Origin of the sequence: Pontibacter toksunensis, from assembly GCF_042686245.1 — a bacterium.
Classification (GTDB): Bacteria; Bacteroidota; Bacteroidia; order Cytophagales; family Hymenobacteraceae; genus Pontibacter; species Pontibacter toksunensis.
Genome location: NZ_JBHUOX010000008.1, coordinates 138,633 through 162,597 on the forward strand (window position 1 = coordinate 138,633; position 23,965 = coordinate 162,597).

The window sequence follows — 23,965 nt, forward strand, 5'->3', positions numbered from 1 at the left end:
TTAGAAAACAAGGGGCGGGGCCGAAACCCACGGCAAAACTACAGATTAAAGTGCAAAATATGATCGTTGCTGCTCTTGCAACAGCTGTAATCTTCACCTGGTTCAACGCGTGCACCACATATGGAGAAGGAGTGAATTTTTTAATATTTAGTTATCAAAATATTTAATATTCAATGTTTTATATTGTTGAAAAAAGATTATATTTGTATAGTTCAAAAGAAAGGACATAAGATTATACTGTGCCGTTGCCCTAAATCAAACTTATACATTCACCAAATGCCCTTAGTATGTGTTCCTGGAAAAATTTGCAGATGTTAGTATCAGTGGTGCTGCTCATTCTGTCAGCCGCTTGTTCGCTTTTTCAGCAGAACGTGGAGGTGCTCCAGACGTTTGAGCTGCGCATCGACAAACCTGCGGAAGCCGCTCGAAAATTCTCCGTACAGAAGGATATCGATACAAAAACGAAGGAAGTGCAGAAATATCAGAATGATATAGACGCCTTTACTATCAGGAAAATAACCTATAAGGTGACCGAGTTTGCAGGAATCGACCAGCCCTTCATTTCCGGGACAATAGAATTTGCTGAGTCGGGAAGCAGTGAGTTTACTGAGTTAAGCACTATTACCGGCAACCACCTGAAGGAAATGGCAGAGCAGAAACTGGAAAGCACTATCGTGCTGGCAAATAAATCAGTAGAGCAAAAGCTGACTCAGTTGTTGCAGCAGGGCAGCCCAGTTACTTTCCGGTTAAACGCCATCACAGACAACAACCCTATTGCTGCCACGCTTGTGGTAAACATCGATGCACTCATGACGGTAGAGATGTAACAGCTCTGCCAAGGCTCTAAACCCTATATAAGCAAAAAGCCTGCAGATGCTATCTGCAGGCTTTTCTTATACATTGCCGGGGGCTTATACTACCACTTGGCTACTTTGCTCACAAGAAGGTTTACGCCCGGAACAATGGCTAGCTTCGTGACCGAAATCATGACGAAAAGTACAAAGAAACTGCGCAGCCACCTGAAAATGAAGTCTGAGGGAAAACCAAAGACGTAAATCTCTAACGCAGATGCCAGCAGCAGGCTGATAAAGGCTATCAGAATAAGCTGGCGTTTGAGCTGCGGATTCAGGAACTGGTTTTTCATAAAAGTTTATTAGCTGCGCAATTTACAGAACCGGTTACTATATTCGGAAATCAGGAGTGACCTTTTTCTGCCTCTTCCTCTTCCTGCTCTTTGCTGCTTTGGGTACTGCTCTGCTCTGCTCCGGTTTGTGGTGGCGGAGCTTGTGTACCTTGTCTTACCTTTTCTACATCCGAGGAATCATCCTTTGTGGTCTCCTGCATCGGTGCCTTCTGTTTGTTCTCTTCCATATCTTGTTGTTGGATAAATAGTATTCATGGTGTACGGTGTCAGTGCCCCGGCGGTGTCGGAAATTAACAATAAGCTGGCAGCAGACGTACATAAAAGGGCCGGCTGTGAGTAAAACAGCTGGATTTAATGTATAACAGGAAAGGATTGAATTATATGAATACTAGAAAGATAAAAACAACCATACTAACCTTAGCCACCACGGCCATCGCCACTTTTGGTCTGGCTGCCTGCGATAAAAATACAGAGCCAGGCGAAACAAATATTGAGCGCAGCGACAATTTAGAGGAAGGGTCATTAATTGACCAGGAGGAGTCACGCTATGACACGACAGACCTGGAGGGATACTATGAAGACGCTGACCATGAGAACCATAGTGATAACGAAGAAGAGAAAGTAATTGGTGATGGTGCCTATGATGGCAAAGGGGATGGTATAGAGCGCGACGACGTGCAGTAAAATGTACCTGCCCGGTAGCAGATAAACCAGCAGCGCCTGCTCTTGAAGAAGAGCAGGCGCTGCTGGTTTATATCAGGTAAAAGATGTTTAGTTAAAGGTAAAGCCATTCGGGGCGATACCTGCCTGAAATTCGCCCACTTTTGTGCCATCTGGTCTATAAATGTGCACTGTACCGTCGCCTGTAAAATTGTTGGCATCGCCACCGTAAATGTAGCCGTTATCGGGATTTACTCCTAAGCCGTAAAAGCTGCGGTCTATCAAAACAGTGCTACTAAGGCTAGTGGCACTTACGTCCTGCACAAAAGTTTTGCCATTGTAGTTGAAGTACAGCTTATCTCCATTGCCATTTATAACTAAGTTGCCTGGCTGGCTCTGGTTACTGCTGAAAGTGTACGTTTGCACATCCTGTGTGCCCGCCGGGATTTTACTTAGGGCACCAGCTGTTGTCTGTGAGTAGTCTATGGCTGACCAATCTGGTGTATAAACCACCTTTCCTGCGCTTAGCACCCAAATGTTGTTATTGCGGTCAAGGGCAAGGTCTACTGGCCTGTCCGAGACTGGCATTGTGCTCTCAACTGCATCGGTAGCAGTGTTGATAACCGTTACATTGTTGCTGCCGCTGTTGGCTACATAGAGCTTACCACCTGTTAACACCAGTTGCTCTGGTTGTATTCCCACTTCGATTGTTTTGGTTACTGCAAAGGTGTTCAGGTCAATAACTGATACCCGGCCAGAGGAGCCACTGTAATCCACCGTCTCCGTTACGTAACCTTTCTGATTGTTCAAGGCAGCAAAATAGCGGGGCAACTGCAGGCCTTCCACTGTGCCAACTGATTTGAAGGTGTTGGCATTTACCACTTCTATCTTGTTACTGTTGTTAGCCACAATAAAGGCGCGATCATTCAGGATATCCATGTCCTGAATTACATCGCCCAGCACTTGTCCATTATTTTCTTTAGCGAAGATACCGTTTTGTACTTCCTCCGAGTTGGTGTTGTAGTAAGAAATAGAGCCGTTCGACTGCGTAAAGTTTCCTTCGTTGATCACAAAAACACCGTCTTCGGCATAAGCGCCACTCGGGCCGTCACTGTCATTGTCACAGCTGGTAAAGGCGAAGGTGCTGGTAAGTAAAGACGCAGCTACAAACAGGCTGCGGAACATTTTAAACTGTTTCATTTATAAAGTATATATAGTTAAGGAATAATAAAGCGTAAGCTGAAAGTATAACCCCGTGGCGGCATGGCCCGGGAAATCATCGTCTGGTACTCTGCATTCGTCACATTATCGGAGCGCAGCGTCAGGATGAGCGTGTTTTGCCGGAGCTGCAGTTTCTTGCTCAGGGCCAGCTGCAGCAGCAGGAAATCATCTAAGCTGGTGGTCTCGGAGTTGCTGGTATAGCGGAGGCCGGTGTAGTTTAAGTTACCCAACACCGACCAGCCGCTGTAGTTTACTTCCGTAGCGAAAGTGGCCTTGTGTAACGGCACATACATGAGCTGCTTGCCTTTATCGCCGGCGCCTTCATACACTGCTACCTGCTCAGAGGAGGTATAGGTATAGCCAGCAGTGCCGCTCAGTTTTACCTCACCTACGGTTGCGGTAGCGGTACTGCTCAACTCCACACCCTGTGCCCGTACCTTCTGAAGGTTAGTCGGTCGCCAGTTGCCGGAGTAATCCGGTGCCCATTGTATCCAGTCGTCGATGAGCATGTGGTAAACGGTTGCCTCGGTTTCCAGCAGCAGTGTGTTGTCCCGCACCAGCAGGTGCCGCAGTCCTCCTTCGTAGCTCCAGCCCTGCTCTGGTTTCAGTTCAGGGTTGCCGGCACCAATCCAGAAGCGGTCGTTCAGGGTGGGTACGCGGTAGCTGCCAGAGGCATTGCCTTTCAGCGACACCTGGTGCCTGTTGTTATTGTAGAACTTCCAGCTGAAGCCAAGGGCAGGTGTTGGCAGTGGGTCGTAGTCTTCCACAAAAGCCTGTCGGAAGTTGAGACTGAGCGCAAGCGGCTCCACCGGGTTGTACCGGAAGAGCGCGAACACGGAAGCCCTGTTCTCCTGCTGCTGCCCGGCATAGCCACTGTTCTCGGCTACAAAGTGCTGCAGGTTTACGCCTCCGCGCAGGCTCCAGTTTTGGCCTTGGGTATAGGTTTGCTCTGCCTGCAACTGGTATGTTTGTACATCGGCCACAGAGTTTGTGGAAATATTGGTGTAGTTCAGGAAATCATGAAAATAAGCTGCTTTTATGTCTGTTTGACCCCAGCGGCTGCTGTGGTTTAGCTGGGTCATCAGGCGCAGGTTTTCGTCTAACTGTTCTGCGTTATTGTAAGCTGCTCCCATGGCAGGTTGCAGCTCCCGGTCGGCGTAAGTATACCAGGTGTGAAGCGCTACTTGGGTTTTAGATGAAAGGTGATAGGTAATATCCTGCGTAAAGCCCTTTATTTGCTGCGCGGCGTGCTCCTGTTTCACTTCTGGTGCACGGGAGCGGGAGAGGTCTCTGTAGATAAAATCATTCTCTGCCAGGCGCAGATAGGCACTGGCACCTATTTGTAGTTTAGTCCCACTGTAACGGAGGCTGCCATTGCTGAAGTACCGCCCAAAGCTACCCGCCTCCTGCTGCAAATCAGCTCCAAAACCCTTGCCTTTATACGCAGGCGAACTCAATAGAACGGCTCCTCCAATGGCCCCGCTGCCGTAAGTAGCCGCAGCAGAGCCATACTGCACCGCAACTTCCCCAATACCACTGACGGGCAGCGTAGAAAAGTCTGACTGGCCTAGCGTGGCCGGGGCAATGTTGAGCCCGTTCCAGAGTACAGCTGTCTGGGAGGCATTGGTGCCCCGGAAAGAGACCGAGGAAAGCCCGCTAACGCCATAAGTTTTGAAATAGATAGGCGTGCGGGCCTGCAGCGCGTCGGCCAGCGAACTGGAGGCGTAGGTGCTGAGGTAGCTGCTGTCTATTGCACTTACACGGCTTCCGGCGGCATATACTTCTGCAGGCTTCCCGAAAACCTCAACCGTGCGCAGCTGGTGCACCGTGGAGTCGCGTGGCACGGTAGTGTCCTGTTGCGCCATAGCAGGTACAGCCAAGCTCAAAGAGCAGGCAGCCAGACTAAAAAGCTTACGAAAAGAAAATAATACCACGTACCCGGTTGCTTAAATCCCGAAGCATGCGATAAGGTAGAAAGGCAGAAACAGCAAGCGCCATGTAGCGAAGGCCGTGCAGCTTTTTACCCGAAAGCATACGACAAATCAGTCGGATTGGCAGGTCTCCTGGCTCTCTTCAGCTAACCCGCCTTCCCATGCAGCAGATGCCGCGCAGTGGCCGTTGGTTTTGGTTAACCCTTTTTATGAAGATGACAGTTGCGGGAACAGCACAGGTTTTGCACCTGTTTCCCTTTTAAGGCTTTTACCACGGCAGTAGTAAGAGCCACCAATCTGGGCGCAAAGGTAATCATTATTTACTAATTACGAGTTGTATGAGCGAAGGGAGGTTTAATTTTTAACTCACAAGTCGGTGCACCGTATCAACGGAACACAATACCGAACAACAGATAACCAACAAAGAGAAACGAACTTGAGGCTATCGAAGGATTTTTACACCCGCCCCAACGTAGTGGAGCTGGCACAGGAGCTGATTGGCAAGTACCTGTACACGAACATAGACGGTATACTGACTGGGGGTATGATTGTGGAAACAGAAGCTTATGCCGGAGAAAACGACCAAGCCTGCCATGCCCATCTCAGCCGCCGCACCAAGCGCACTGAAATCATGTATCAGGAGGGTGGTGTAGCCTATGTGTACCTGGTGTATGGCATCTACTACCTGTTCAACATCATCACGAACGAAAAAGACAAAGCAGATGCCGTGCTGGTGCGGGCCATTGAGCCGGAAATAGGGATTGAAGAAATGTTGCAGCGCCGGAATATGGCTGCTGTAAAGCCTAACCTGACCGCCGGACCAGGCGTGATGAGCATCGCTATGGGCATTAACAAAAAGCTTTACGGCACCGACCTGACCGGCAATACCGTTTGGTTGGAAGACAAAGGCATTTCATTCACATCTGAAGAAATAGCTGCTGGCCCACGCATCGGCATCGACTATGCCGGAGAGGATGCCAAACTGCCCTGGCGTTTCTGGTTGAAGGGGAACAAGTGGGTGAGCAAGAAGCGGTAGCTTCGTTACCCGTTGTGCTTTTTTAGTTGGTATAACTTTTAACTTATCCTGAACATTCAAACAAAACGCACAAATACTTCAGCAGGGCTTTTCCAAGCCCATGCTGTGTACAATGTTCCAGCGCTTTTCTTAATCTTTACTTTTTTGCTCTTCAATTAATTGCCGCAAAATTATAACCTTACTATCTGCTACTTTAACTTTTCATTGAAGAAATCAATGGTGCGCTTCCATGCCAGTTCTGCCGCAGCTTTATCATAGCGGGGTGTTGTGTCGTTATGAAAACCATGGTTGGCATTCGCATACATGTAAGCGGTATATTCTTTGTTGTGCTCTTTAAGAGCCGCTTCATAAGCTGGCCAGCCTTCATTCACGCGTGTATCCAGTTCTGCATAATGGAGAAGGAGGGGAGCCTGTATCTTAGGCACATCTTCTATAGGTGGCTGACCTCCATAAAAAGGAACAGCTGCCGCCAAATCAGGGATGCGTACTGCCATCATATTCGAAATCCAGCCCCCGAAGCAGAAACCTACCACACCCACTTTACCATTAGTGGCCTTGTGGTCTTTCAGGTAGTCGTAGGCAGCAACAAAGTCTTCCAGCATTTCATTTCTGTCCCGTTTGCTTTGCAGGGTACGTCCCTCATCGTCTGTGCCTGGATAGCCGCCTAAGGGCGTTAAAGCATCAGGAGCAAGCGAAACAAATCCTGCCAAAGCGGCTCTCCTGGCAACGTCTTCTATGTGCGGGTTCAGCCCCCGGTTTTCGTGAACAACTACAATGCCTCCTAGCTTCTTGTTCACATCCGCAGGCATCGATAGCAAGGCCTTCATCTTTCCGCCTCCTTTTTCAGACTGGTACGTGATGTACTCTGACTTTATGCGTGGGTCATCTGGCTTGATCTGGATTTGGCCCTTATAATCAGGCATAAGAAAACTCATCAGCGAAGCTACAGTAAGGCCACCCACTGCATACGTCGATAGCTTCTGCACAAACTCGCGCCTGTTAACCCGGTCATGTGCATAATCATCATAAAGGTCGAACACTTCCTGTTTGATGTCTTCTTTTTTTATTTCGTCCATAGTAGCCAGATTTTGTATTTACCTTCAATTTAGTGATTTATACAGCATTAGCTTCCTTCAACAACTTTTTTGTTGGTCTGTAGGCCAACGTGCTGGTATAGTAGGTGGTGAGGCGTCAGCCTAAGCATAACTGCTATACTTTGTTGGGTGTTCAGGTTTTCTTTTTTTCAGTTACAGTCCAAGATTGTTACGACTGTGTCTGATTTTAGACTCTTGAAAACATAGAACAACGTGCTGTACTGAGTACTATCGTTGTAATCTTTAACTTCCTTTTCTGGTAATACATCAGACCATAAATACTCTAAGTCAGAGCCCAGCAAAGTATAGTAGATAGAATCTGAGAAGAACTCTTTTTCTGGCTTGCCTGCTGATAACTCTCTGTAAAGAGGCTTAGAGCCAAAGCCAATAAACTTACAATAATCACCTTCTGCACATGGCCATTCCCAATCCTGCCAAGTAATTAAGTGGGGAGTTGTCTTTTCAAGCTCCTCCGTCTTTTCCCGTGCCTGCTGCTCTATCACTGTGTCGGTCAGAGTTGAATAAAGTTCTTTAAGCTGCCTTTTTAACTCCTGTATATCTCCGCTGCAAGTGAAGGCGTTCTTATCTTTTTGAGCTTACCTGAGGCTAAGCACTCTGGACATATTGCACTAATTTCCTCCTGTCCATATAAAGCCTCTGCGTCAAAGCAATCTTTATGTTGCCCACAGAAATTACAGGTTGCTTCATTTTCTGATAAGTCAATAAAGACTTCGGGTCGGTCAAAGTATCTAAAGTCCATTTAGTTTTTCATGATTTAACTTGCACCCAACTTGTGTATAAACTGAGCTTGTTCCTTTTAGCTTCGCAACGGTAGTTGTATAAACGGAACTGGACTGCCGAATATACTATATATGTTTAATATAAATTTTTATAAGGGAAACCTATTCTGCTCGTAAGATGCTGTTGCAGATAGAATATCTGAGAAGATAACCGCTGATGTTAAAAGCTCCAAGACGGGCATAAAAAAGACAGCCACAACTATAGAGCTGTGGCTGTCTTAAGTTAGTATAGTAACTGGTTACTTTTTCTTGTTTTGTTCTTCGTTCTGCTCCTGATCAGTACGGGCTTGTGGGGTCGGGTTCTGGGAACCGTATTCTCCTACAGCGTCCTTTTCAAGGCTGTTTGAAATATCTTTATTTTTCTTGTCTGTCTGTTCAGACTGTTTTTTCTGATTTTCTTTATCTGTGCTCATTTGTTTCAATTTAAAGTTTAACTAATTAATACCTATTGGCTATTCTTTTGTACCAGTATCCTCAGAGTTGGTGCGCGGGCTTTCGCCCGGTATTGGCCTGTTGGAGTTTTGACTACGTGAGCTTGTTTCACCTAAGCCACCGGCACCGTTGTGCGAGCCCTGGCTTGTTACTTTAGGTGCTGGATTTGCGCCACCTTTTTCTCCTGCTTCAAAAGATTTCTCAGGGTTGCTGCTGAAGCCCTGCTGCTCGTTTTTCTTATCTTTATTTTCTTCCATTTGTTTTCATAGGTTAATTGAGAATCATATACAGAGGTTGCAACCTCTGTATTATTCTACGGATGCCTGCTATGCTGGTTTACTCCTGCTCGCGTAAACTGGCGTTACTGCTTTTGCTGTCGCTCTTTTTATGACTCTGACTCCCAGCTTTTGCATGCCCTTCTGAATCGCCGTGCCAGCCGCGACCCTAACCTTTCGATGTATTGCTTCCGCCGCCTTGTGGCGAAGTTGTGCTACTTCTTGAGTTTGAGTTTTTGTCTTGTGCTTCGGCAGGCTTCATGGTGCGCGATGTGTTCTTTACATCCTGCTCCATTCTGTCTTGGTGCGGCGCCTTCTCTTTATTCTCTTCCATAGCTGCTGTCGGTTTAATAAAATGTCAGGCGTTGTATAAAAGGCCTGCCTGTTGTTTTACGGGATGGGAAAGTACTTGTTGGCGACGGCAGATGATGCTTATGCTTTCTGGCAAATAAGTACGACAGACTTCTGGTGCATGTCTGTGGTGAAGAAGAGGTAGGTGTGTCCGCCTTCCCGGATGCCTGTCTTTTTGCGTATGCCAGCTACCGACTCCGGAAAGTTCCGCACCGTAATGTTGGCCTTCTTTTCTGGCAACTGGCGAAGAAGCTCTTTTTTGTTGTAGCGGCTCACACTAAGGCACCGGAAACTACGGCCCGGAAAATCGGACACCAAGGCAGGAGAAGTATACAGGTGACTGTTGGGGTGCAGCTTGTGTAAGCGCAGGTGCTGGCTCAGGTAACGATAGGCACCGGCTTTAAGTATGGCGGCATTCGGTTCGTACAAAAAGCCTCCCGGATCTGAGTAAGTAACCATAGCGGTCTCCTCATCCTCTTTCGTAAAGTTCAGCTCCTGTGTTACTTCTGTAGATAGCAGATTTACAGCCACACGCTCCACCCGGTTTGGCTGGGGAGCCTCCTGCGCTAGTAAGTACAGTACTTCCTTCACCTCGTTCTGCACGGCCACCACCCATACTTTTACTACGTGCTGCAGTTGCTCCAAAGCGAGGTCAATATCCAGCATAGGCGATGTTTTCAGCAACACAGCTTTTGCTTTAGAAAACAGGAGCGGGAGCAGATGCAGTACATCAGGCGAACAGTCCTGCAGCAGGTGCAGCTTCTGGTTTGTGCCGCCACGGCGGGCAGGGTCGAGGTAAATTATATCGGCGGTGCCATCGAATCCACTGAGGAAGTCTTCTGCCGTAGTATTAATGCTTTGGATGTTCTGGGCCTGGAATAAACTGAAGTTGTGTTGCGCAATCTCTTGAAGTTCTGTGTTTTGTTCCACGTGAACCACTTGAGTAAACTGCCTGGAAAAATAGAAGCTGTCTACCCCAAATCCGCCGGTGAGGTCTATTAAGAGTTCTCCTGATACCAGGGACGCCTTGAACTGAGCTGCCGTTTCCGATGAACTCTGCTCCACCGACACTGCCATCGGGAACACCACCTCCGGGTGATTCGCCCACACAGGCAGCTTCTGTGCCGCCTTCTGGCGGGCCCGTATCTGCTGCACCAGTTCCTGCACTGGCAGGTGCGGATAGCGCTTTGCCTGCAGCATAATAGAGGCAGCTTCTTCGTGCTGGTGCTCCTGTATAAATTTTTTTTCCTGCTGCGTGAAGGTGCGCATACGTGCTGCTTTTCCCTTAAGTATATGCTCTCTGTCCTCTTTCCTGCAAAGGTAAGTTATTTGAAGGCGAGGCTATGAAAGATATTTTTGTTTAAACTTTTAAAAAAAACATTAAACAAAATAGAAGCCTTCAGGTTGTAACTGTATTCTTAAACAAATTTATAAACTGAAAATTTTACTGCTATGAAGAAATGGATGAAATTATTGATGCTGGCTGTGTTGCCGTTCGCCTTAGCTAGCTGCGAAAACGACGATGACGACAACGATGTAATGTTGAATGATGCCAATGTGATGGTGGTACATGCCTCGCCTAATGCCCCTGGTGTGGATTTGCTCATCAACAACACCAAGGTAAATACCACTCCGCTTACCTACCCTAACAACACGGAATACTTAGCAGTACCTGCCGGCACACAAAACATAAAAGTGAATGCGGCGGGTACCTCCACCACGGTCATAGATGCCAATGTGGAACTGGACCCGGATGCGGCCTACTCTGTTTTTGCTATCAATACCCTTGCAAACATAGAGCCTTTAGTATTGGAAGATGACTTAACAGAGCCTGCAGCCAACATGGCCCATGTTCGTTTCGCGCATTTGTCGCCAGATGCACCGGCAGTGGATGTAGCAGTACAGGGCGGACCGGTACTGTTCAGCAACAGAAGCTTCAAGTCTGCTACTGACTTCACACCCGTACCGGCAGGAACTTATACCCTGGAAGTTCGTCCGGCAGGTTCCATGGATGTGGTACTGACTGTTCCGGATGTAGTATTGAGCAATGGCGGCATCTACACTATATTTGCGAAAGGTTTCCTGACTCCGCCTGCAGGCAACATGAACACCTTAGGTGCAGAGATCATCGTGAACGACTAACACTATATTAACCAACTAATATTCAGGGCCTGCTATGCCAGCAGGTCCTGTTTTTTTTAGCCACCCTGCAAAACGGGCATAATACGAAGTAAAGTTGATGTTGCGCAACAAATTCCTTATTTTTGTGTTTCAATACTGAAAATAGAATAACAATGATAGATACACAGCTTAAGTACAAAGTAAAGGACATTTCGCTGGCTGCCTGGGGCCGCAAAGAGATTAGACTGGCCGAGGCAGAGATGCCGGGCCTGATGGCCATTCGCGAAGAGTATGGCCCAAGCAAACCATTAGCTGGTGCCCGCATTGCAGGCTGCCTTCACATGACCATTCAGACTGCTGTTCTGATTGAGACACTTGTAGAACTGGGTGCTGAGGTAACCTGGTCTTCCTGCAACATTTTCTCTACGCAGGACCATGCCGCCGCTGCGATTGCCGCTGCTGGTATTTCTGTGTATGCCTGGAAAGGTATGACAGCGGAAGAGTTTGACTGGTGCATTGAGCAAACACTTTTCTTCGGTGAAGACCGCAAGCCGCTGAACATGATCCTGGATGATGGTGGTGACCTGACCAACATGGTGCTGGACAACTACCCTGAACTGGGTGCTGATATCAAAGGCCTTTCTGAAGAAACGACAACTGGTGTTCACCGCCTGTACGAGCGTATGAAGAACGGTACCCTTACCATGCCTGCCATCAACGTGAACGACTCTGTTACAAAGTCTAAGTTCGATAACAAGTATGGCTGTAAGGAGTCTTTGGTGGATGCGATTCGCCGTGCCACAGACGTGATGATGGCTGGTAAAGTAGCTGTTGTGGCTGGTTACGGTGACGTTGGAAAAGGTTCTGCTGCCTCCCTTAGAGGTGCTGGTGCCCGCGTTATTGTTACTGAAATTGACCCAATCTGCGCTTTACAAGCCGCTATGGATGGCTTTGCCGTTAAAAAAATGGCTGATGCCGTGAAAGAGGCAGATATCGTGGTAACTGCTACAGGTAACAAAGACATCATCAGAGAGCAGGAATTCCGCGCGCTGAAGGACAAAGCAATTGTTTGTAACATCGGCCACTTCGACAACGAGATCGATATGGCCTGGTTGAACAAGAACTATGGCAACACCAAAGATGAAATAAAGCCACAGGTTGACCTTTATAATATCGAGGGCAAAGATGTGATCGTACTGGCAGAAGGCCGCCTTGTGAACCTTGGCTGCGCTACCGGTCACCCGTCTTTTGTAATGTCTAACTCATTCTCAAACCAGACACTGGCACAAATTGAGCTTTGGACTAACACAGATGCCTACGAGAACAAGGTGTATACCTTGCCAAAGCAATTGGATGAGAAAGTTGCCCGCCTGCACTTAAGCAAAATTGGTGTTGAACTGGATGAACTTCGTCCGGATCAGGCCAGCTATATCGGAGTAGAAGTAGAAGGACCGTTCAAGCCGGAATACTACAGATACTAAAAAGGATAATGTAGATAGATGATAAAAGGCCGGTGCAGCAATGCACCGGCCTTTCTTTTTGATTTTATAATTGACGATGTGCGAAGCCAACTTAGGTTAATCCCAAAGGGACGACCTGTTGATAGCTGGCACGGCAAAAAGCTGCCTTAGCTCCAGCGGCACCTTAAAAAAACTTGTTTCTTGTAGCCCTGCTATATACTGGGGATGTATAGTAGGTGTCCTGTCATATGATATTAAACCGTGACATGAGTGTTTTCTTGTACGACTTCCCGATAGGTACATCGCCTTTGGCGAACACAACAGAGTTCTCTTCGAGGGCTTCTATTTTATCGAGGTTGGCGATGTATGAACGGTGCACACGCACAAAGTTCTGCGAAGGCAGCTTGTGCTCCATGTCTTTTAACGTAGAACTCACGAGGTACTTTTGTTCTGCCGTGACTATAAAGGAGTAGTTATCGTAAGCCTCTACCCACAAGATGTCGCTGTAATGCACCTTAATAATGCGGTGCTTCACTTTAACAAAGATATAATCGGTAGCAACCTCCTGCTCTTTGTGGTTCAGCGCCGAGCCGTTGCCTTCCTTATGGCTGTTATCATGCTTGTATAGCGCAATCTCGATAGCTGAGCGCAAGCTCTTCTCATCAAATGGCTTCACCAGGAATCCGTCAGGCTCTGTTTTCTTGGCTCTGTCTACCGTGGCATGGTCTGCGTAGGCAGTGAGGTAAATAAACGGGATGTTGAACTCTTCTTTAATGCGGGAGCCTATGTCTACGCCGTCGGCACCACCGCGCAGATTAATATCCAGCAGCACGAGGTCGGGTTGCGTCTCGCGTATCATGTCAATGGTGTCTTCTCCTGAGTCTATTGCACACGTCTCGTAACCTAATTCCTCAAGGCTGGCTGCAATATCCTCCGCAATGATGACCTCATCTTCAGAAATCAGAATTTTGGGTTTTGTCATATCATTAGGTTCTTACGTGAAAAAAGCAAATTATGGTGCCAAAACAAAATATAATATAGACTGAGTGCCATTTTTATTTAAGAATTTAATATTCCCCTCCAGTTTCCTGCTCAACGACGTCACCAGCTTCAGGCCGAACGAGGGGCTTAGCAGCGGATCAAAACCCTCAGGCAGTCCCCGGCCGTTATCAATAACTTTTAGGGTAAACTGTACCTCATCGTGCTTTGCCAGCTCGATTCGCAGCTGCCCGTGCCGCCCATCAGGAAAGGCATATTTTAACGTATTGGAAACAAGTTCGTTTACGATTAACCCCAACGTAATAGCCGAATCAATGTTTACCTTTATCTGCGGCATGTCAATTGTAAGGGCTATGCGCTTGGTGCTCACCCCGTAAGCAGCGTACAGGCTTTCACAGATTTCTTCAAAATACTCCTCCAGGTCTATGCGGTCCAGGTCTGAATGCTGGTAAAGGCGCTCGTGCAGGATAGACATAGAACGCACACGGCTGCGGATAGCCTGCATCACATCCACCGCCCGCGGGTCCTGTAAATGGCGCGCCTGCAGGTTAAGCATACTAATTACAATCTGCAGGTTGTTTTTCACCCGATGGTGGATTTCCTGCAACAGCATCTCTTTCTCCCTGTTCTTGCGCTCCAGCAGGCGGGTGCGGTGGTGCACCCGCATTTCCAGCAGCGAGTTCATCTGCACCAGGCTCCGCTCGCGCAGGCGTACCACACTCAGCACGGTAACTGCAAACACCAGCAGCAAAACCCCAATAAACCACTCGCGCCGCCAGATGGGTGGTACTATAGAGAAGGCGAAGGTAACAGGGGCCGCCGCCCAGACACCGTCGTTGTTGCGGGCCAGCAGCTCAAAAGTATAGTCGCCCGGCGAGAGGTTGGCATAGGTAGTAAAGGACTGCTCTGCCGCCGGCGACCACTGCTCATCAAAGCCAAGCAGCCGGTACTTATACCTTACCTGCTCAGGGCCAGACATGCAGATGGCATGAAAATCGAAAGACAGGTAGTTTTGCGTATGCGGAAGCAGCAGGTTCTTTGGGAGGCCGGTGGTGCTGTCGGTAGTATAGCCTAAAGCTTTCCAGTCAGTAGGCTTGGAAAATAGCATTACCTCTGTCAGCATGGCCTTTGGGTATATAGTGTTGCGCTGGTCTAGGGCAGGCAGGTACTGCGTCAGGCCTTTGGTGGTGCCAAACCAGATGGTGCCGTCAGTAGATTGCGCCATCGCATTTTCGCATACCTCCAGTCCCCTGAACCCATTCTGGCTGGCATAGCTTCTATAGGTCAGCCTGCCCTTATCCCGAAGCTGCGGCAAGCTCAGTTTCAGCACATCGCGGCTTGTGGCCACCCACAGATTATCTTGTTTATCAACAAATAGGCTTTTCACGGCCTCATTGGGCAGGCCTTCGCTGGCTGTAAATAACTTTGTGCCTTTTTCGTGCAGCATTAGGATGCCTTGATTAAAGCCCGAGAAGTATAAGTTGCCTTTGTTGTCTTCTGCAATTGAGCCAACTTCTGTCAGTGTCGCTCCTTTCAGTTCGGGGGGAGACAGCAGCTTCCCGGCTTTCAGGTTATAGATGCCGTCCTGGGTGCCCACCCAAATCCTGCTTTTGCTGTCGCGGAAAATGCAATTCGCTTTCGTTTCAACGCCGCCGGGGTTCGGGACAGGAACAAAGGTGTTGTTTCTGAAGTGCGCCAGCCCGGAGGCGGTGGCAAACCACATATCGCCCGAAGCATCGGAGGCAGTCTGGAAAACCTCTGCGGAGGGGAGGCCATGGGTTGTGGTGTAATGCTGAGTAGCTCCCGGCTTTATAAGCCACACACCATTACTGCTGCATACCCAGGTTTCTCCGTTGCTCTTGGGGCAGATGCTGTAGATAGTCGTACCCTTGGGCCAGGGCAGTTCTGAGTGCCAGTCAGGGCGTAGTTTCTGCATACTCGCCATTTCTCCCTCATCGGTACCCAGCCACATGCCGCCGTTGCTGTCTGGGGTAATGGCGGTAACGCGGGGCTCCGACATGCTCTCAAAGTCAAAGTAATGCACAAACCAGGGCGATTTGTACTGCTGTAGCCCATAGCCGTTCGTGCCAATCCAAAGGGTGCCTTCTGTATCGGTGGTAAGGGCCGTAATCCGGGGCGTGCGCAGGCCGTTGCGGCGGGTAACATGAACAAATGCTTTGTCTTTATACTTCAGGAGCCCGTCGCGGAGCAGGCCTATCCACAGGTTCCCCTGCTTATCGTGTGTAAAGCTGGTAACAGTAGGTGCAGAAAGATTGGCTGGAATGGAGGGGACTGTCAGGGAGTCTTCTGCTACCCGGGCAAGTCCTTTGTCAGTGCCAATCCACATCGTGTTGTCTCTTACAGTGGAGAGTGCTGTGATATAATTGCCCGGAAGCTTGCTGTTTTCTGAAGTATAATGCCGCAACTGCCCGTTGTGTACCTCGTAAAGCCCGTTCTCCCTGGTGCCTGCCCATACGGCACCGTCTTTGATATGGCGAACAGAGGTATAGGTGTTCTCCGGCAGCAGGCTGTATTTTTGAAACTGGTTACCGGAACGGTAATAAATACCTTTGTCTGTAGCCACCCAAAGTTGGCCAAGGGAGTCTTCAGAAATGTCGTTTATCTGGTTTGCCGGAAGCCCCTGTGCAGCGGCGATGCGTTTAAAGCGGGTGCCATTGTAGACGACCATGCCTGCATCTGAGGTTCCGATCCATACCTGTTTCCTGCTGTCTTTATAAAGCCTGGTAATGTTGTGGCTGGCAAGGCCGTCCTTTTTGGTGTAGGTGCGGAAGTTAATGCCATCAAAGCGGCTGAGGCCCCCGCGCGTGGCTACCCACAAAAATCCCTGGTGGTCCTGTACAAGTGCTGTTATCTGCGACTGTGGCAACCCCTGCTCCAGTGTCCAATTGCGGAAATTATACTGTTGCGCCAGTGTAACACGGGCAATCAGGAGCAGGCAAATGGATAACGTAACAAAAAAGCGGATGCAATACATCAGGGACTCATATCAGTTACCCCCTGTTGCGGCTACAGCAGGTGGATGCGCCAGCTAGAGGTGTTAGGGTATATTTATGCTTACGGTTCTACGAGCAAAAAGGTGAACGCTGAAAATAGTTTTAAAGTTTTAGCAAAGACCTAAAACTTCCTTGTAAACAGCTAACGTATGCAAGGCAGTCTGTTCTCTTGTGAACATCAGTACTCTTTCAGAAGCATTTTGCACGAGATGTTCCTGCAACTCTTTGCTCTCCAACACCTGCAGTACGCTGGCAGCTAGCGCCTGCGTGTCTTTGATTGGAGCCAGGAGGCCCGTCTGCCCATTTTCTACCATCTCGGGTATGCCCCCGGCGGCGGTAGCCACCACGGGGGTGCGGCACGAAAAGGCGTCCAGTATGGTTGTTCCCAGGCCTTCCGTTTCGGAGGTAACCAGTAGTACATCCAGTTCCGGCATTAGCTGCGGCACATCCTTTCTGAAGCCGGTGAAAATAACATGCTCCTGTAGGCCTTTCTCCTGTACGTATGCCTCCACCTGCTCCCGCAGAGGTCCGTCGCCAATAATGAAAAACGTTAGGTCAGAGCGCTGCTGTAACAGCAGGGCAGCGGTATCTATAAATGTAAAGTAATCTTTATGCGGCGCAATGGCCGAAACATTGCCTACCAGTTTCTGGTGGGGCGGTAACTTGTATTCGCTGTGCAGCTTATGGCTTCTCGTGCTGTTGGCAAACCGGCTCATGTCTATGCCGCTGTACACGGTTACGCATAGCTCCGGGTGCTTCAGGCTCCGTGATACCACCTCCTTTATTTTATCAGACACGCAGATAATACGCCGGATGCCTTTGTAGTTGTACTTAAACTGAGAGAGGGCATTGTCCTTGACAGGAAAATCAACGCGGCGACTGAGCACGATGGGGCGTTTGTTGCCCAGCAGGTGGGCCCACACGCTAATGGCATGGGAGTGGCCGCTGTGGGCATGCACCACATCTATCTGCTGCTGCTGGCAATACTGCTTTATCTGAAGGGCCGTGACTACATCAAACTCATTCGCGAAGGGCAGGGCAAGGTAAGGCACCTGTTGCTTCTGGCAATACGTTTCGAAAGGCGTGTTTCGGCGGCAAGCTACATAACAGCTAACCTTCTGCCGCTGCAGCTCCTCTATGAGGTAAGCTACCTGCTGCTCTCCGCCGCGCCACGATTTCTCCGATACCAGGTGTAGTACACGCATAACTACAAGGTTGGCTGATTTTCTTCCTGCAGCCGCCATATCTTAAGGTAACGCATAAACACGCTGCTGGCTGCCAGGTAGGCTATAACAAAACCGACTTTACCATCGAGTATACCGAGCTTCAGGAAATACTGCTTCAGGAAGCGCACCATTGGTTTTAGGGCAAGGTGAAAGAGCGTGACGGTTCCAGTTTTCTTCGCCTTGTCCTGCGCTGAGAGCCAGCTGTACTGGTCCCACTTGTGCAAGAAGTGCGTTAGGTTGCGGTAGGTGTAGTGCAGCATCTGGTGGCGAAGGTTTCCGGTACTGCCCGGCACCACAAGCTCTTCGTGCACTTTTTTTGTTGAGTAACGGCACAGGGTTTTATCGAAGAGGCGCACCACTTTATCATTTTGCCAGCCACTGAAGCGCACCTCTTTGCCCATAAAAAAGTTTTTGCGGGAAATCCGGTAGGCAGGCTGAGCCGGAGAGGTGTCTAACAATTGCTGTATTTCCTGCTGCAGGTCTGCTGGTATGCGCTCATCGGCATCCAGCATCAGCACCCAGGGCTGCGTTGACTGCTCTATGGCCCAGTTGCGCTGGCTGGAGTAGTTATCGAATGGGCGCTGCAAAATCTTTACGGGGTACTGACGGGCTATCTCCAGGGTGCTGTCGGTGCTGTAAGAGTCAACGAGCAGCACCTCCTCTGCCCACAGCAGCGACTCGATGGCCCCTGAGATGAACTGCTCTTCGTTCTTACAAATAATAATAGCGCTTACACCTGGCATAAGAGTAACATTACAAATATCAGCAGCCACAAATTACCACAAAGAAGAGCACTTATTTAAAAGGAACTTCAGAATAAAACTTTGCGGCGGCAGGCTAAACAAGTCTGGATGGGGCTAAAGGTGCTTTGAGGTGGCGGTATTACGCCAGCTTTCGGGCCCTTACAATCATCGTTTCCCCGAACAGCACCGGCTTCGAGTGCATTTGGGAAATAACCTGCCTGTTCCGCTTCTTTTGGTGCGGGTCTTTTTCTTCTTTGCTGTACACCATTTTTGTCATGAGGTAAGACAGCGGCACCAGGGGAAGGTACAGCCAGGAAACAGGCTTTACCTGGTTCGTCTCAATTTTATCAATGCTGTAGTTGTTGGAGTGCAGGAGGTAGCGCATCTCCGGGTACGAAATCATAGCGATGTGATGCGAAGGGTCAGGTGCTGCCTCGTTCAGGGGCGACTTGCACTTGTTGTGGTGACCGGTTATGAGCCACCTTAGTCTTGAGTGCAGGGCGCTGATGTTTGGGGTGGAGATGATAAAGTATCCGCCAGGCTTCAGGATTCTGTTTACTTCCTTCGCAAAGTCAAACTGCTTGCTGATATGCTCTATGCCATCGATGCACACAACTACATCAACTGTGTTATCATTAAAAGGCAGGCGCTCTGTCATGTCGCCCTGTATAAACTGGTCGTGCTCTATCTGCAGGCCGTTTACCACGTCTACACTCACCACATTTTTATAGCCATGGTCTTTCAGGCGCTGCGTAAACGCGCCTGCACCAGAAGGAACATCCAGAACAGTGACCTGTTTATCCTGGGGTAACAGGTCAAACACTACTTCATGCGTGTTCTTAGAAGTATTTATCGGGATTCCTTTGTAACTCCTTCTCATTTAAGTGTTTTTGGGTGAATGCAAATATAAAGGTTCTGTTATTATTTCGTCTGTGCATGTGCAGGCAACAAGCAGCAAAATTCTTTTATCCGGTTCATGCGGTGAGGCGCCCGGGCATTTTGGAACGGAAACCTTTAAGACACAAATAAAGTGCCGGCCTGATGTATGGAAGTGGCAGAAAAGAATGGTCTAGAGGATAAAAGCAGCAGATATTGCTGTCTTATAGCTAAAAAACACGTATAGCTAAAGCCCCGCCCTGCAACCCTGAGGCGATAACAGGGGTATGTAATTAAAATTTCTATATTTGCGTATAAATACGCTAGAGGGGATTAAATTCAAGTACAAAATCCAAGTAGATGAGCGAGCAAACAGGTAAACAACTAAGTAAAGAGGAGAAGGACGCACGGTTCGAAGCTGAGCTTTTGCCTGTGCTGGACCCTCTGTACAACTTTGCCTACCGGCTCACCTTAGACGAAGACGACGCCAACGACCTGGTACAGGAGACCTACTTAAAGGCATACCGCTTTTTTGACTACTTCGAACAAGGAACTAATGCCAAAGCATGGCTGTTCCGAATCCTGAAGAACTCATTCATTAACGAGTTCCGGAAGAAGAGCAAACAACCTGCCAAAGTAGACTACAGTGAGGTAGAAGGCTACTACAATTCTGAAGACGTGGAAGGTGAGAGTGGCGTGGCAACCACTACCGATATGCGCACGGAAAGTGTGCAGGATCTGATCGGTGATGAGGTGGCAAGTGCGCTCAATGCCTTGCCTGTCGATTTCAGAACAGTGATTATTCTTTGCGACCTGGAAGGGTTTACCTACGAGGAGATGGCGAAGATACTGGATATCCCGATTGGTACTGTACGCTCACGATTGCATCGCGCCCGGAACTCTTTGAAGGAGAAGTTGGAGAAATACGCCAAAACAATGGGTTATAATAGTAACGAAATTTAAAGAGTTGAGTGAAGATGGAATCGAAATTTACAGAAGTTTACCACAATGCACCGGCAGAGGGCAAAGAGACCGAGTGTGAGAAAGTATCAAAGTTGCTGGACCTCGTCATAGACGGCGAAGCCACGACAGAAGATCAGACATACTTTAACCACCACATCGAAGACTGCGTCGCCTGCTTCGAAGACCATCAGAAACAAAAACTACTTAAAGGACTCGTAAGCGGTCACCTCAAACGCGTGATTGTGCCGGATAGTTTGGCACTCTCCATCAAAACGAGAATCCAGGCAACAATATAACCCCTAATGCAAGGTAAGATCATCATCTTTTCGGCTCCATCCGGTGCCGGCAAAACCACTATTGTCAAGCACCTGCTCCAAGTTAACCCACAACTGAGTTTTTCCATCTCGGCCTGCACCCGCGACAAGCGCGGCCGCTCTGAGGAGAACGGGAAAGACTACTACTTCATTACACCAGAAGATTTCAAGAAAAAAATCGGAAATGATGAGTTTGTAGAGTGGGAGGAAGTATATGAAGGGGCTTTCTATGGCACGCTCAAGTCAGAAATTGAGCGCATCTGGCAAAGTGGCAGGCACGTGATACTGGATGTAGATGTGAAAGGAGGGTTAAGCATAAAAAACTTCTATAAAGACCGTGCTTTGGCTGTTTTTGTAAAGCCTCCTTCTATTGAGGAACTGGCGAACCGACTTACCGCACGCAACACCGATTCAGCCTCGAGCATTAGCAGCAGGGTTTTCAAGGCCAAGTTCGAACTGGGCTTTGAGGATCAGTTTGATACGGTAATCGTAAACGATAACCTGGAGAAGGCTTGCGCCGAAGCCGAGAAGCTGGTAAACCAATTCTTGAACGCTGAACCTGCTATTGTATGAAGGTAGGGCTCCTGTTCGGCTCTTTCAACCCCATACACATCGGCCACCTGATACTCGCTAACTTCATGGCCACCAACACCGATTTACATACGGTGTGGCTGGTGGTGTCGCCGCAGAACCCGTTTAAGCCAAGCAATACCCTGCTGCACGAGTTCGACCGGCTGGAAATGGTAACACTGGCGATAGAGGATAACCCGAACCTGGGCGTATCAAACATCGAGTTCAGTATGCCAAAGCCGAGCTATACCATCGACACGCTTACCTATATGCAGGAAAAGTACCCAAGTTATGAGTTTGTACTGATAATGGGGGAAGATAACCTGCCGCTGTTCCCGAAATGGAAAAACGCAGAGCGCATACTCGAGTACCACAAGGTGTACGTGTACCCGCGGTCAGGCTCTATCACTGCGGAGTTGCCCGATATGCCCGGCGTCACTTTTGTAAAAGCGCCCATACTTGATATTTCAGCCACCTTCATCCGGCAATGTATTAAAGAAGAAAAGAGCATCCGGTACCTGGTGCCCGAGCCGGTAGCAGAATATATAAAGGTGCGGAAGCTTTATCAGTAGCCTTTTTACAGAAAAAAGATATCAAAAAGCCCTGCGGTGAGTTTATCAGCGCAGGGCTTTTTCTTGCTTATAGGCTTGCGAAGCAGCGCCTGTAATTAGTTAGTAGCCAGGGCAGGGGAACAGATAGACTGGTGGTATCTCCGCAGCGACAGGAAGCTGTTTCTTAGCTCCATACACCACAAATAGGCATTTTCTCTCGTAAACTCTTTTTATGAAACAATATAAAGTAGTACAGGTAAGCTCAGCAGAGGCTTTTGAAACAAGCCTGAATGAGCTGGCACAGGCGGGTTGGAAAGTAATTGCTTCTAATATGGCACCGCTTCCGGCTGCCGCAGAGGATGACTTTGTATACTTCGCCTTACTGGAGAACACGCCCATCGAAGCCGGGTTAAAGCAAATGATGGAAGAAAACGCAGGAGAGCTAGATGCGTTAGATGCTCTGGACAGCCTTGACAGTGTTGACTTAAGCCCTTCCGCTAATTGATAACACGGAAGAGGTAGCACCATACAAAAGCCTTTCTGTATTTTCAGAGAGGCTTTTCCTTTTAAGGAACCTGCTGGCTTACATCTTTTTAGGGGCTGGTGTTAATTGTGGCGGCAGGGCTGTTTTATTGACACACTTATCTTTATATTGCCGTATGGGTTCATTTATATAAAGCTGGGCTGATAAATCATTATACTGTATGAAAAAAATACTTGTTTGCTTGAAAGCAAGTTTGCTGGTCTCTCTCATGCTGTTTCAGATGTGCCAGCCTACCGGCGAGGGAGCAGAAAACCCACCAATGGACGGCTTTAACATGGCAGAATCTGATCCGAAGGCGATACAAATAGCCGATTCCGTGATGGCAGCACAGGGCGGGCGCGAAAGCTGGGACGGCACGCGGTATATTTCTTGGAATTTTTTCGGAAACCGGAAGCTGCTCTGGGATAAGCATACGGGTAACGTGCGGGTAGAGCACGTGAAGGACGACACGAAGATTCTGGTAAACATTAATACAGGAGAGGGCAAGGTATTCAAGGACGGTGCAGAGGTTACCCATCCAGACTCGCTGGCCAAGTACCTGCAAAAAGGCAAAGAGGCATGGATAAATGATTCTTACTGGCTGGTGATGCCCTTCAAATTAAAGGATTCAGGCGTTACCCTCAAGCACCTGGGCGAAGACACCACGGAGGCAGGGCAGCAGGCTGATGTGCTGCAGCTAACATACAATAATGTAGGCGTTACGCCCGAGAACAAATACAAGGTATACGTAGACAAGAACACGCACCTGGTAACGCAGTGGGCTTACTTCCCGAAGGCCAGTGACTCAGTGCCGGCGTTTGTGATGCCGTGGCAGGATTACCAGACGTACGGCAATCTGAAGCTGTCCGGAGACCGTGGTCAGGCCAAAATAACAGACATTAAGGTGCTGGAAGAGGTGCCTGAAACTGCGTTCACTTCCTTTGAGCCGGTAAATTTAGAAGAATAGCAGTAGCATAGGAACTGGCCATTTAGAAAGGTAGCTAACCTAATCATAAATACAAAAGGCCTCTCCTGTAAAACGGAGAGGCCTTTTTATGTGTGCCGTCTTAGTTATTTTTAGATGGTCATGATTTCTGCTTCCTTCTTCGCAAGCAATTCATCAATCTGCACGATGTGCCCATCCGTCAGCTTCTGTACCTTAGCTTCAGCGTCGCGCACGGCATCTTCAGAAGTACCTTCCTTCTGAAGCTTTCTCAGCGAGTCGTTTACATCTTTGCGGATGTTGCGGATACTGATCTTGCCATTCTCCGTTTCATTCTTCACCTGCTTTACCAGGTCACGGCGGCGCTCTTCTGTCAGGGCCGGAATGTTGAGACGGACAGCATCAGCTTCCTGCTGTGGGTTCAGGTTCAGGTCACTGTTTTTAATGGCTTTGTTAATCTCTCCCAGCATGTTTTTTTCCCAGGGCTTAATCAGCAGGGTGCGTGCATCGGGTGCGGAGATATTGGCAACCTGGGTGATAGGGGTTGGGTTACCGTAATAATCAACACGCAGGTGCTCCACCATGGCAGGAGAGGCCTTGCCAGCTCGTATCTTCGTTAGCTCAGAGCCAGTATGCTGCACTGCTTTGTCCATTGACTCCTCCGCTTCGCTGAGGTAAAACTGAATTTCTTCCGTCATATCTAAATAGCTTAATGTAG

The 23,965-nt window shown here is 48.6% G+C and carries 28 protein-coding genes and 1 riboswitch; of the genes, 11 read left to right on the forward strand and 17 right to left on the reverse strand.

What is annotated here, in order from left to right:
- Positions 1-311: 311 nt before the first annotated feature.
- Positions 312-827, forward strand: coding sequence for a hypothetical protein (locus tag ACFS7Z_RS12515; RefSeq protein WP_377484995.1), 516 nt, complete (start codon positions 312-314; stop codon positions 825-827).
- An 89-nt stretch (positions 828-916) separates the two neighbouring features.
- Here the strand turns inward: ACFS7Z_RS12515 and ACFS7Z_RS12520 are convergent, their stop codons facing one another.
- Both ACFS7Z_RS12520 and ACFS7Z_RS12525 read right to left on the reverse strand, forming a co-directional pair.
- Entirely contained in the window at positions 917-1,144 is a 228-nt protein-coding gene (locus ACFS7Z_RS12520) for a DUF2798 domain-containing protein (protein ID WP_377484997.1), read from the reverse strand.
- A gap of 50 nt (positions 1,145-1,194) precedes the next feature.
- Complete coding sequence (locus tag ACFS7Z_RS12525) at positions 1,195-1,371, reverse strand: hypothetical protein (protein ID WP_377484998.1); 177 nt, start codon at positions 1,369-1,371, stop codon at positions 1,195-1,197.
- 154 nt (positions 1,372-1,525) lie between these two features.
- Here ACFS7Z_RS12525 and ACFS7Z_RS12530 point away from each other — a divergent pair, with 154 nt between their 5' ends.
- Positions 1,526-1,828 carry a hypothetical protein gene (locus ACFS7Z_RS12530; RefSeq protein ID WP_377485000.1) on the forward strand — a complete coding sequence of 101 codons (303 nt, stop codon included), beginning with the start codon at positions 1,526-1,528 and terminating at the stop codon, positions 1,826-1,828.
- A gap of 87 nt (positions 1,829-1,915) precedes the next feature.
- Here the strand turns inward: ACFS7Z_RS12530 and ACFS7Z_RS12535 are convergent, their stop codons facing one another.
- Together ACFS7Z_RS12535 and ACFS7Z_RS12540 are read right to left on the reverse strand one after the other, a co-directional pair.
- The gene (locus tag ACFS7Z_RS12535; protein WP_377485002.1) at positions 1,916-3,004 is read right to left on the reverse strand and encodes a DUF5074 domain-containing protein; all 1,089 of its coding nucleotides are present in this window, start codon (positions 3,002-3,004) and stop codon (positions 1,916-1,918) included.
- 17 nt (positions 3,005-3,021) lie between these two features.
- Positions 3,022-4,890: a TonB-dependent receptor plug domain-containing protein gene (locus tag ACFS7Z_RS12540; protein WP_377485003.1), complete on the reverse strand. Its 1,869-nt coding sequence runs from the start codon at positions 4,888-4,890 to the stop codon at positions 3,022-3,024.
- A gap of 171 nt (positions 4,891-5,061) precedes the next feature.
- Positions 5,062-5,268, reverse strand: a riboswitch (cobalamin riboswitch).
- 124 nt (positions 5,269-5,392) lie between these two features.
- Between ACFS7Z_RS12540 and ACFS7Z_RS12545 the strand changes: the two genes are divergently transcribed.
- Complete coding sequence (locus tag ACFS7Z_RS12545) at positions 5,393-5,992, forward strand: DNA-3-methyladenine glycosylase (protein ID WP_377485005.1); 600 nt, start codon at positions 5,393-5,395, stop codon at positions 5,990-5,992.
- A 188-nt stretch (positions 5,993-6,180) separates the two neighbouring features.
- Here the strand turns inward: ACFS7Z_RS12545 and ACFS7Z_RS12550 are convergent, their stop codons facing one another.
- The 7 genes from ACFS7Z_RS12550 to ACFS7Z_RS12580 form a co-directional block, all read right to left on the reverse strand.
- On the reverse strand, positions 6,181-7,068 hold the full coding sequence (locus ACFS7Z_RS12550; protein WP_377485007.1) for a dienelactone hydrolase family protein: 888 nt from the start codon (positions 7,066-7,068) through the stop codon (positions 6,181-6,183).
- A 167-nt stretch (positions 7,069-7,235) separates the two neighbouring features.
- Entirely contained in the window at positions 7,236-7,589 is a 354-nt protein-coding gene (locus ACFS7Z_RS12555; RefSeq protein ID WP_377485009.1) for a CbrC family protein, read from the reverse strand.
- 41 nt (positions 7,590-7,630) lie between these two features.
- Positions 7,631-7,846, reverse strand: coding sequence for a CbrC family protein (locus ACFS7Z_RS12560; RefSeq protein ID WP_377485011.1), 216 nt, complete (start codon positions 7,844-7,846; stop codon positions 7,631-7,633).
- A gap of 279 nt (positions 7,847-8,125) precedes the next feature.
- Positions 8,126-8,299, reverse strand: coding sequence for a hypothetical protein (locus ACFS7Z_RS12565; RefSeq protein ID WP_377485013.1), 174 nt, complete (start codon positions 8,297-8,299; stop codon positions 8,126-8,128).
- A 39-nt stretch (positions 8,300-8,338) separates the two neighbouring features.
- Positions 8,339-8,575: a hypothetical protein gene (locus ACFS7Z_RS12570; protein ID WP_377485015.1), complete on the reverse strand. Its 237-nt coding sequence runs from the start codon at positions 8,573-8,575 to the stop codon at positions 8,339-8,341.
- 187 nt (positions 8,576-8,762) lie between these two features.
- On the reverse strand, positions 8,763-8,927 hold the full coding sequence (locus tag ACFS7Z_RS12575) for a hypothetical protein (RefSeq protein WP_377485017.1): 165 nt from the start codon (positions 8,925-8,927) through the stop codon (positions 8,763-8,765).
- 98 nt (positions 8,928-9,025) lie between these two features.
- A complete protein-coding gene (locus tag ACFS7Z_RS12580) occupies positions 9,026-10,213 on the reverse strand; it encodes a THUMP-like domain-containing protein (protein WP_377485019.1) in 1,188 nt (395 codons plus the stop codon).
- 183 nt (positions 10,214-10,396) lie between these two features.
- On the opposite strand from ACFS7Z_RS12580, the gene ACFS7Z_RS12585 reads away from it, so the two are divergent.
- Entirely contained in the window at positions 10,397-11,086 is a 690-nt protein-coding gene (locus ACFS7Z_RS12585; protein WP_377485021.1) for a DUF4397 domain-containing protein, read from the forward strand.
- Positions 11,087-11,238: 152 nt separating this feature from the next.
- The gene (ahcY, locus tag ACFS7Z_RS12590; RefSeq protein WP_377485023.1) at positions 11,239-12,546 is read left to right on the forward strand and encodes an adenosylhomocysteinase; all 1,308 of its coding nucleotides are present in this window, start codon (positions 11,239-11,241) and stop codon (positions 12,544-12,546) included.
- A gap of 223 nt (positions 12,547-12,769) precedes the next feature.
- On the opposite strand, the gene ACFS7Z_RS12595 is transcribed toward ahcY, so the two are convergent.
- The 5 genes from ACFS7Z_RS12595 to ACFS7Z_RS12615 all read right to left on the reverse strand — a co-directional run bounded on the left by ACFS7Z_RS12595 (position 12,770) and on the right by ACFS7Z_RS12615 (position 19,387).
- A complete protein-coding gene (locus ACFS7Z_RS12595; RefSeq protein WP_377485024.1) occupies positions 12,770-13,507 on the reverse strand; it encodes a LytR/AlgR family response regulator transcription factor in 738 nt (245 codons plus the stop codon).
- A gap of 30 nt (positions 13,508-13,537) precedes the next feature.
- Positions 13,538-16,519, reverse strand: coding sequence for a two-component regulator propeller domain-containing protein (locus ACFS7Z_RS12600; RefSeq protein ID WP_377485026.1), 2,982 nt, complete (start codon positions 16,517-16,519; stop codon positions 13,538-13,540).
- 129 nt (positions 16,520-16,648) lie between these two features.
- Entirely contained in the window at positions 16,649-17,743 is a 1,095-nt protein-coding gene (locus ACFS7Z_RS12605; RefSeq protein WP_377485028.1) for a glycosyltransferase family 4 protein, read from the reverse strand.
- Positions 17,744-17,745: 2 nt separating this feature from the next.
- Positions 17,746-18,507: a glycosyltransferase family 2 protein gene (locus tag ACFS7Z_RS12610; RefSeq protein ID WP_377485030.1), complete on the reverse strand. Its 762-nt coding sequence runs from the start codon at positions 18,505-18,507 to the stop codon at positions 17,746-17,748.
- Positions 18,508-18,646: 139 nt separating this feature from the next.
- On the reverse strand, positions 18,647-19,387 hold the full coding sequence (locus tag ACFS7Z_RS12615) for a class I SAM-dependent methyltransferase (RefSeq protein ID WP_377485032.1): 741 nt from the start codon (positions 19,385-19,387) through the stop codon (positions 18,647-18,649).
- Between the two features lie 356 nt (positions 19,388-19,743).
- On the opposite strand from ACFS7Z_RS12615, the gene ACFS7Z_RS12620 reads away from it, so the two are divergent.
- The 6 genes from ACFS7Z_RS12620 to ACFS7Z_RS12645 all read left to right on the forward strand — a co-directional run bounded on the left by ACFS7Z_RS12620 (position 19,744) and on the right by ACFS7Z_RS12645 (position 23,271).
- Complete coding sequence (locus tag ACFS7Z_RS12620) at positions 19,744-20,346, forward strand: sigma-70 family RNA polymerase sigma factor (protein WP_377485035.1); 603 nt, start codon at positions 19,744-19,746, stop codon at positions 20,344-20,346.
- Positions 20,347-20,360: 14 nt separating this feature from the next.
- Positions 20,361-20,642: a zf-HC2 domain-containing protein gene (locus ACFS7Z_RS12625; protein ID WP_377485037.1), complete on the forward strand. Its 282-nt coding sequence runs from the start codon at positions 20,361-20,363 to the stop codon at positions 20,640-20,642.
- A 6-nt stretch (positions 20,643-20,648) separates the two neighbouring features.
- A complete protein-coding gene (gene gmk, locus ACFS7Z_RS12630; RefSeq protein WP_377485039.1) occupies positions 20,649-21,233 on the forward strand; it encodes a guanylate kinase in 585 nt (194 codons plus the stop codon).
- Positions 21,230-21,802 (forward strand): nicotinate (nicotinamide) nucleotide adenylyltransferase, encoded by a 573-nt coding sequence (gene nadD / locus ACFS7Z_RS12635; protein WP_377485041.1) that lies wholly within the window; start codon positions 21,230-21,232, stop codon positions 21,800-21,802. The genes gmk and nadD overlap by 4 nt, the downstream gene beginning before the upstream one ends.
- Before the next feature lie 211 nt (positions 21,803-22,013).
- Positions 22,014-22,286: a hypothetical protein gene (locus ACFS7Z_RS12640; protein WP_377485043.1), complete on the forward strand. Its 273-nt coding sequence runs from the start codon at positions 22,014-22,016 to the stop codon at positions 22,284-22,286.
- Positions 22,287-22,485: 199 nt separating this feature from the next.
- Positions 22,486-23,271, forward strand: a complete 786-nt coding sequence (locus ACFS7Z_RS12645) for a hypothetical protein (protein ID WP_377485045.1) — start codon at positions 22,486-22,488, stop codon at positions 23,269-23,271.
- 110 nt (positions 23,272-23,381) lie between these two features.
- Here ACFS7Z_RS12645 and frr read toward each other — a convergent pair whose 3' ends face one another.
- Complete coding sequence (frr, locus tag ACFS7Z_RS12650; protein ID WP_377485047.1) at positions 23,382-23,945, reverse strand: ribosome recycling factor; 564 nt, start codon at positions 23,943-23,945, stop codon at positions 23,382-23,384.
- Positions 23,946-23,965 lie beyond the last annotated feature (20 nt).

What these genes read in the sequence shown, in the direction of transcription:
- ACFS7Z_RS12625 (WP_377485037.1), top strand. Translation starts at nt 20,361, where the DNA reads ATGGAATCGAAATTTACAGAAGTTTACCACAATGCACCGGCAGAGGGC.
- ACFS7Z_RS12640 (WP_377485043.1), top strand. Translation starts at nt 22,014, where the DNA reads ATGAAACAATATAAAGTAGTACAGGTAAGCTCAGCAGAGGCTTTTGAA.
- ACFS7Z_RS12585 (WP_377485021.1), top strand. Translation starts at nt 10,397, where the DNA reads ATGAAGAAATGGATGAAATTATTGATGCTGGCTGTGTTGCCGTTCGCC.
- gmk (WP_377485039.1), top strand. Translation starts at nt 20,649, where the DNA reads ATGCAAGGTAAGATCATCATCTTTTCGGCTCCATCCGGTGCCGGCAAA.
- ACFS7Z_RS12530 (WP_377485000.1), top strand. Translation starts at nt 1,526, where the DNA reads ATGAATACTAGAAAGATAAAAACAACCATACTAACCTTAGCCACCACG.
- ahcY (WP_377485023.1), top strand. Translation starts at nt 11,239, where the DNA reads ATGATAGATACACAGCTTAAGTACAAAGTAAAGGACATTTCGCTGGCT.
- ACFS7Z_RS12525 (WP_377484998.1), bottom strand. Translation starts at nt 1,371, where the DNA reads ATGGAAGAGAACAAACAGAAGGCACCGATGCAGGAGACCACAAAGGAT.
- ACFS7Z_RS12620 (WP_377485035.1), top strand. Translation starts at nt 19,744, where the DNA reads ATGAGCGAGCAAACAGGTAAACAACTAAGTAAAGAGGAGAAGGACGCA.
- ACFS7Z_RS12560 (WP_377485011.1), bottom strand. Translation starts at nt 7,846, where the DNA reads ATGGACTTTAGATACTTTGACCGACCCGAAGTCTTTATTGACTTATCA.
- ACFS7Z_RS12600 (WP_377485026.1), bottom strand. Translation starts at nt 16,519, where the DNA reads ATGTATTGCATCCGCTTTTTTGTTACGTTATCCATTTGCCTGCTCCTG.
- ACFS7Z_RS12565 (WP_377485013.1), bottom strand. Translation starts at nt 8,299, where the DNA reads ATGAGCACAGATAAAGAAAATCAGAAAAAACAGTCTGAACAGACAGAC.
- ACFS7Z_RS12535 (WP_377485002.1), bottom strand. Translation starts at nt 3,004, where the DNA reads ATGAAACAGTTTAAAATGTTCCGCAGCCTGTTTGTAGCTGCGTCTTTA.
- ACFS7Z_RS12575 (WP_377485017.1), bottom strand. Translation starts at nt 8,927, where the DNA reads ATGGAAGAGAATAAAGAGAAGGCGCCGCACCAAGACAGAATGGAGCAG.
- ACFS7Z_RS12610 (WP_377485030.1), bottom strand. Translation starts at nt 18,507, where the DNA reads ATGCCAGGTGTAAGCGCTATTATTATTTGTAAGAACGAAGAGCAGTTC.
- ACFS7Z_RS12615 (WP_377485032.1), bottom strand. Translation starts at nt 19,387, where the DNA reads ATGAGAAGGAGTTACAAAGGAATCCCGATAAATACTTCTAAGAACACG.
- ACFS7Z_RS12580 (WP_377485019.1), bottom strand. Translation starts at nt 10,213, where the DNA reads ATGCGCACCTTCACGCAGCAGGAAAAAAAATTTATACAGGAGCACCAG.
- ACFS7Z_RS12645 (WP_377485045.1), top strand. Translation starts at nt 22,486, where the DNA reads ATGAAAAAAATACTTGTTTGCTTGAAAGCAAGTTTGCTGGTCTCTCTC.
- ACFS7Z_RS12515 (WP_377484995.1), top strand. Translation starts at nt 312, where the DNA reads ATGTTAGTATCAGTGGTGCTGCTCATTCTGTCAGCCGCTTGTTCGCTT.
- ACFS7Z_RS12605 (WP_377485028.1), bottom strand. Translation starts at nt 17,743, where the DNA reads ATGCGTGTACTACACCTGGTATCGGAGAAATCGTGGCGCGGCGGAGAG.
- ACFS7Z_RS12595 (WP_377485024.1), bottom strand. Translation starts at nt 13,507, where the DNA reads ATGACAAAACCCAAAATTCTGATTTCTGAAGATGAGGTCATCATTGCG.
- ACFS7Z_RS12520 (WP_377484997.1), bottom strand. Translation starts at nt 1,144, where the DNA reads ATGAAAAACCAGTTCCTGAATCCGCAGCTCAAACGCCAGCTTATTCTG.
- ACFS7Z_RS12570 (WP_377485015.1), bottom strand. Translation starts at nt 8,575, where the DNA reads ATGGAAGAAAATAAAGATAAGAAAAACGAGCAGCAGGGCTTCAGCAGC.
- nadD (WP_377485041.1), top strand. Translation starts at nt 21,230, where the DNA reads ATGAAGGTAGGGCTCCTGTTCGGCTCTTTCAACCCCATACACATCGGC.
- ACFS7Z_RS12540 (WP_377485003.1), bottom strand. Translation starts at nt 4,890, where the DNA reads ATGGCGCAACAGGACACTACCGTGCCACGCGACTCCACGGTGCACCAG.
- frr (WP_377485047.1), bottom strand. Translation starts at nt 23,945, where the DNA reads ATGACGGAAGAAATTCAGTTTTACCTCAGCGAAGCGGAGGAGTCAATG.
- ACFS7Z_RS12550 (WP_377485007.1), bottom strand. Translation starts at nt 7,068, where the DNA reads ATGGACGAAATAAAAAAAGAAGACATCAAACAGGAAGTGTTCGACCTT.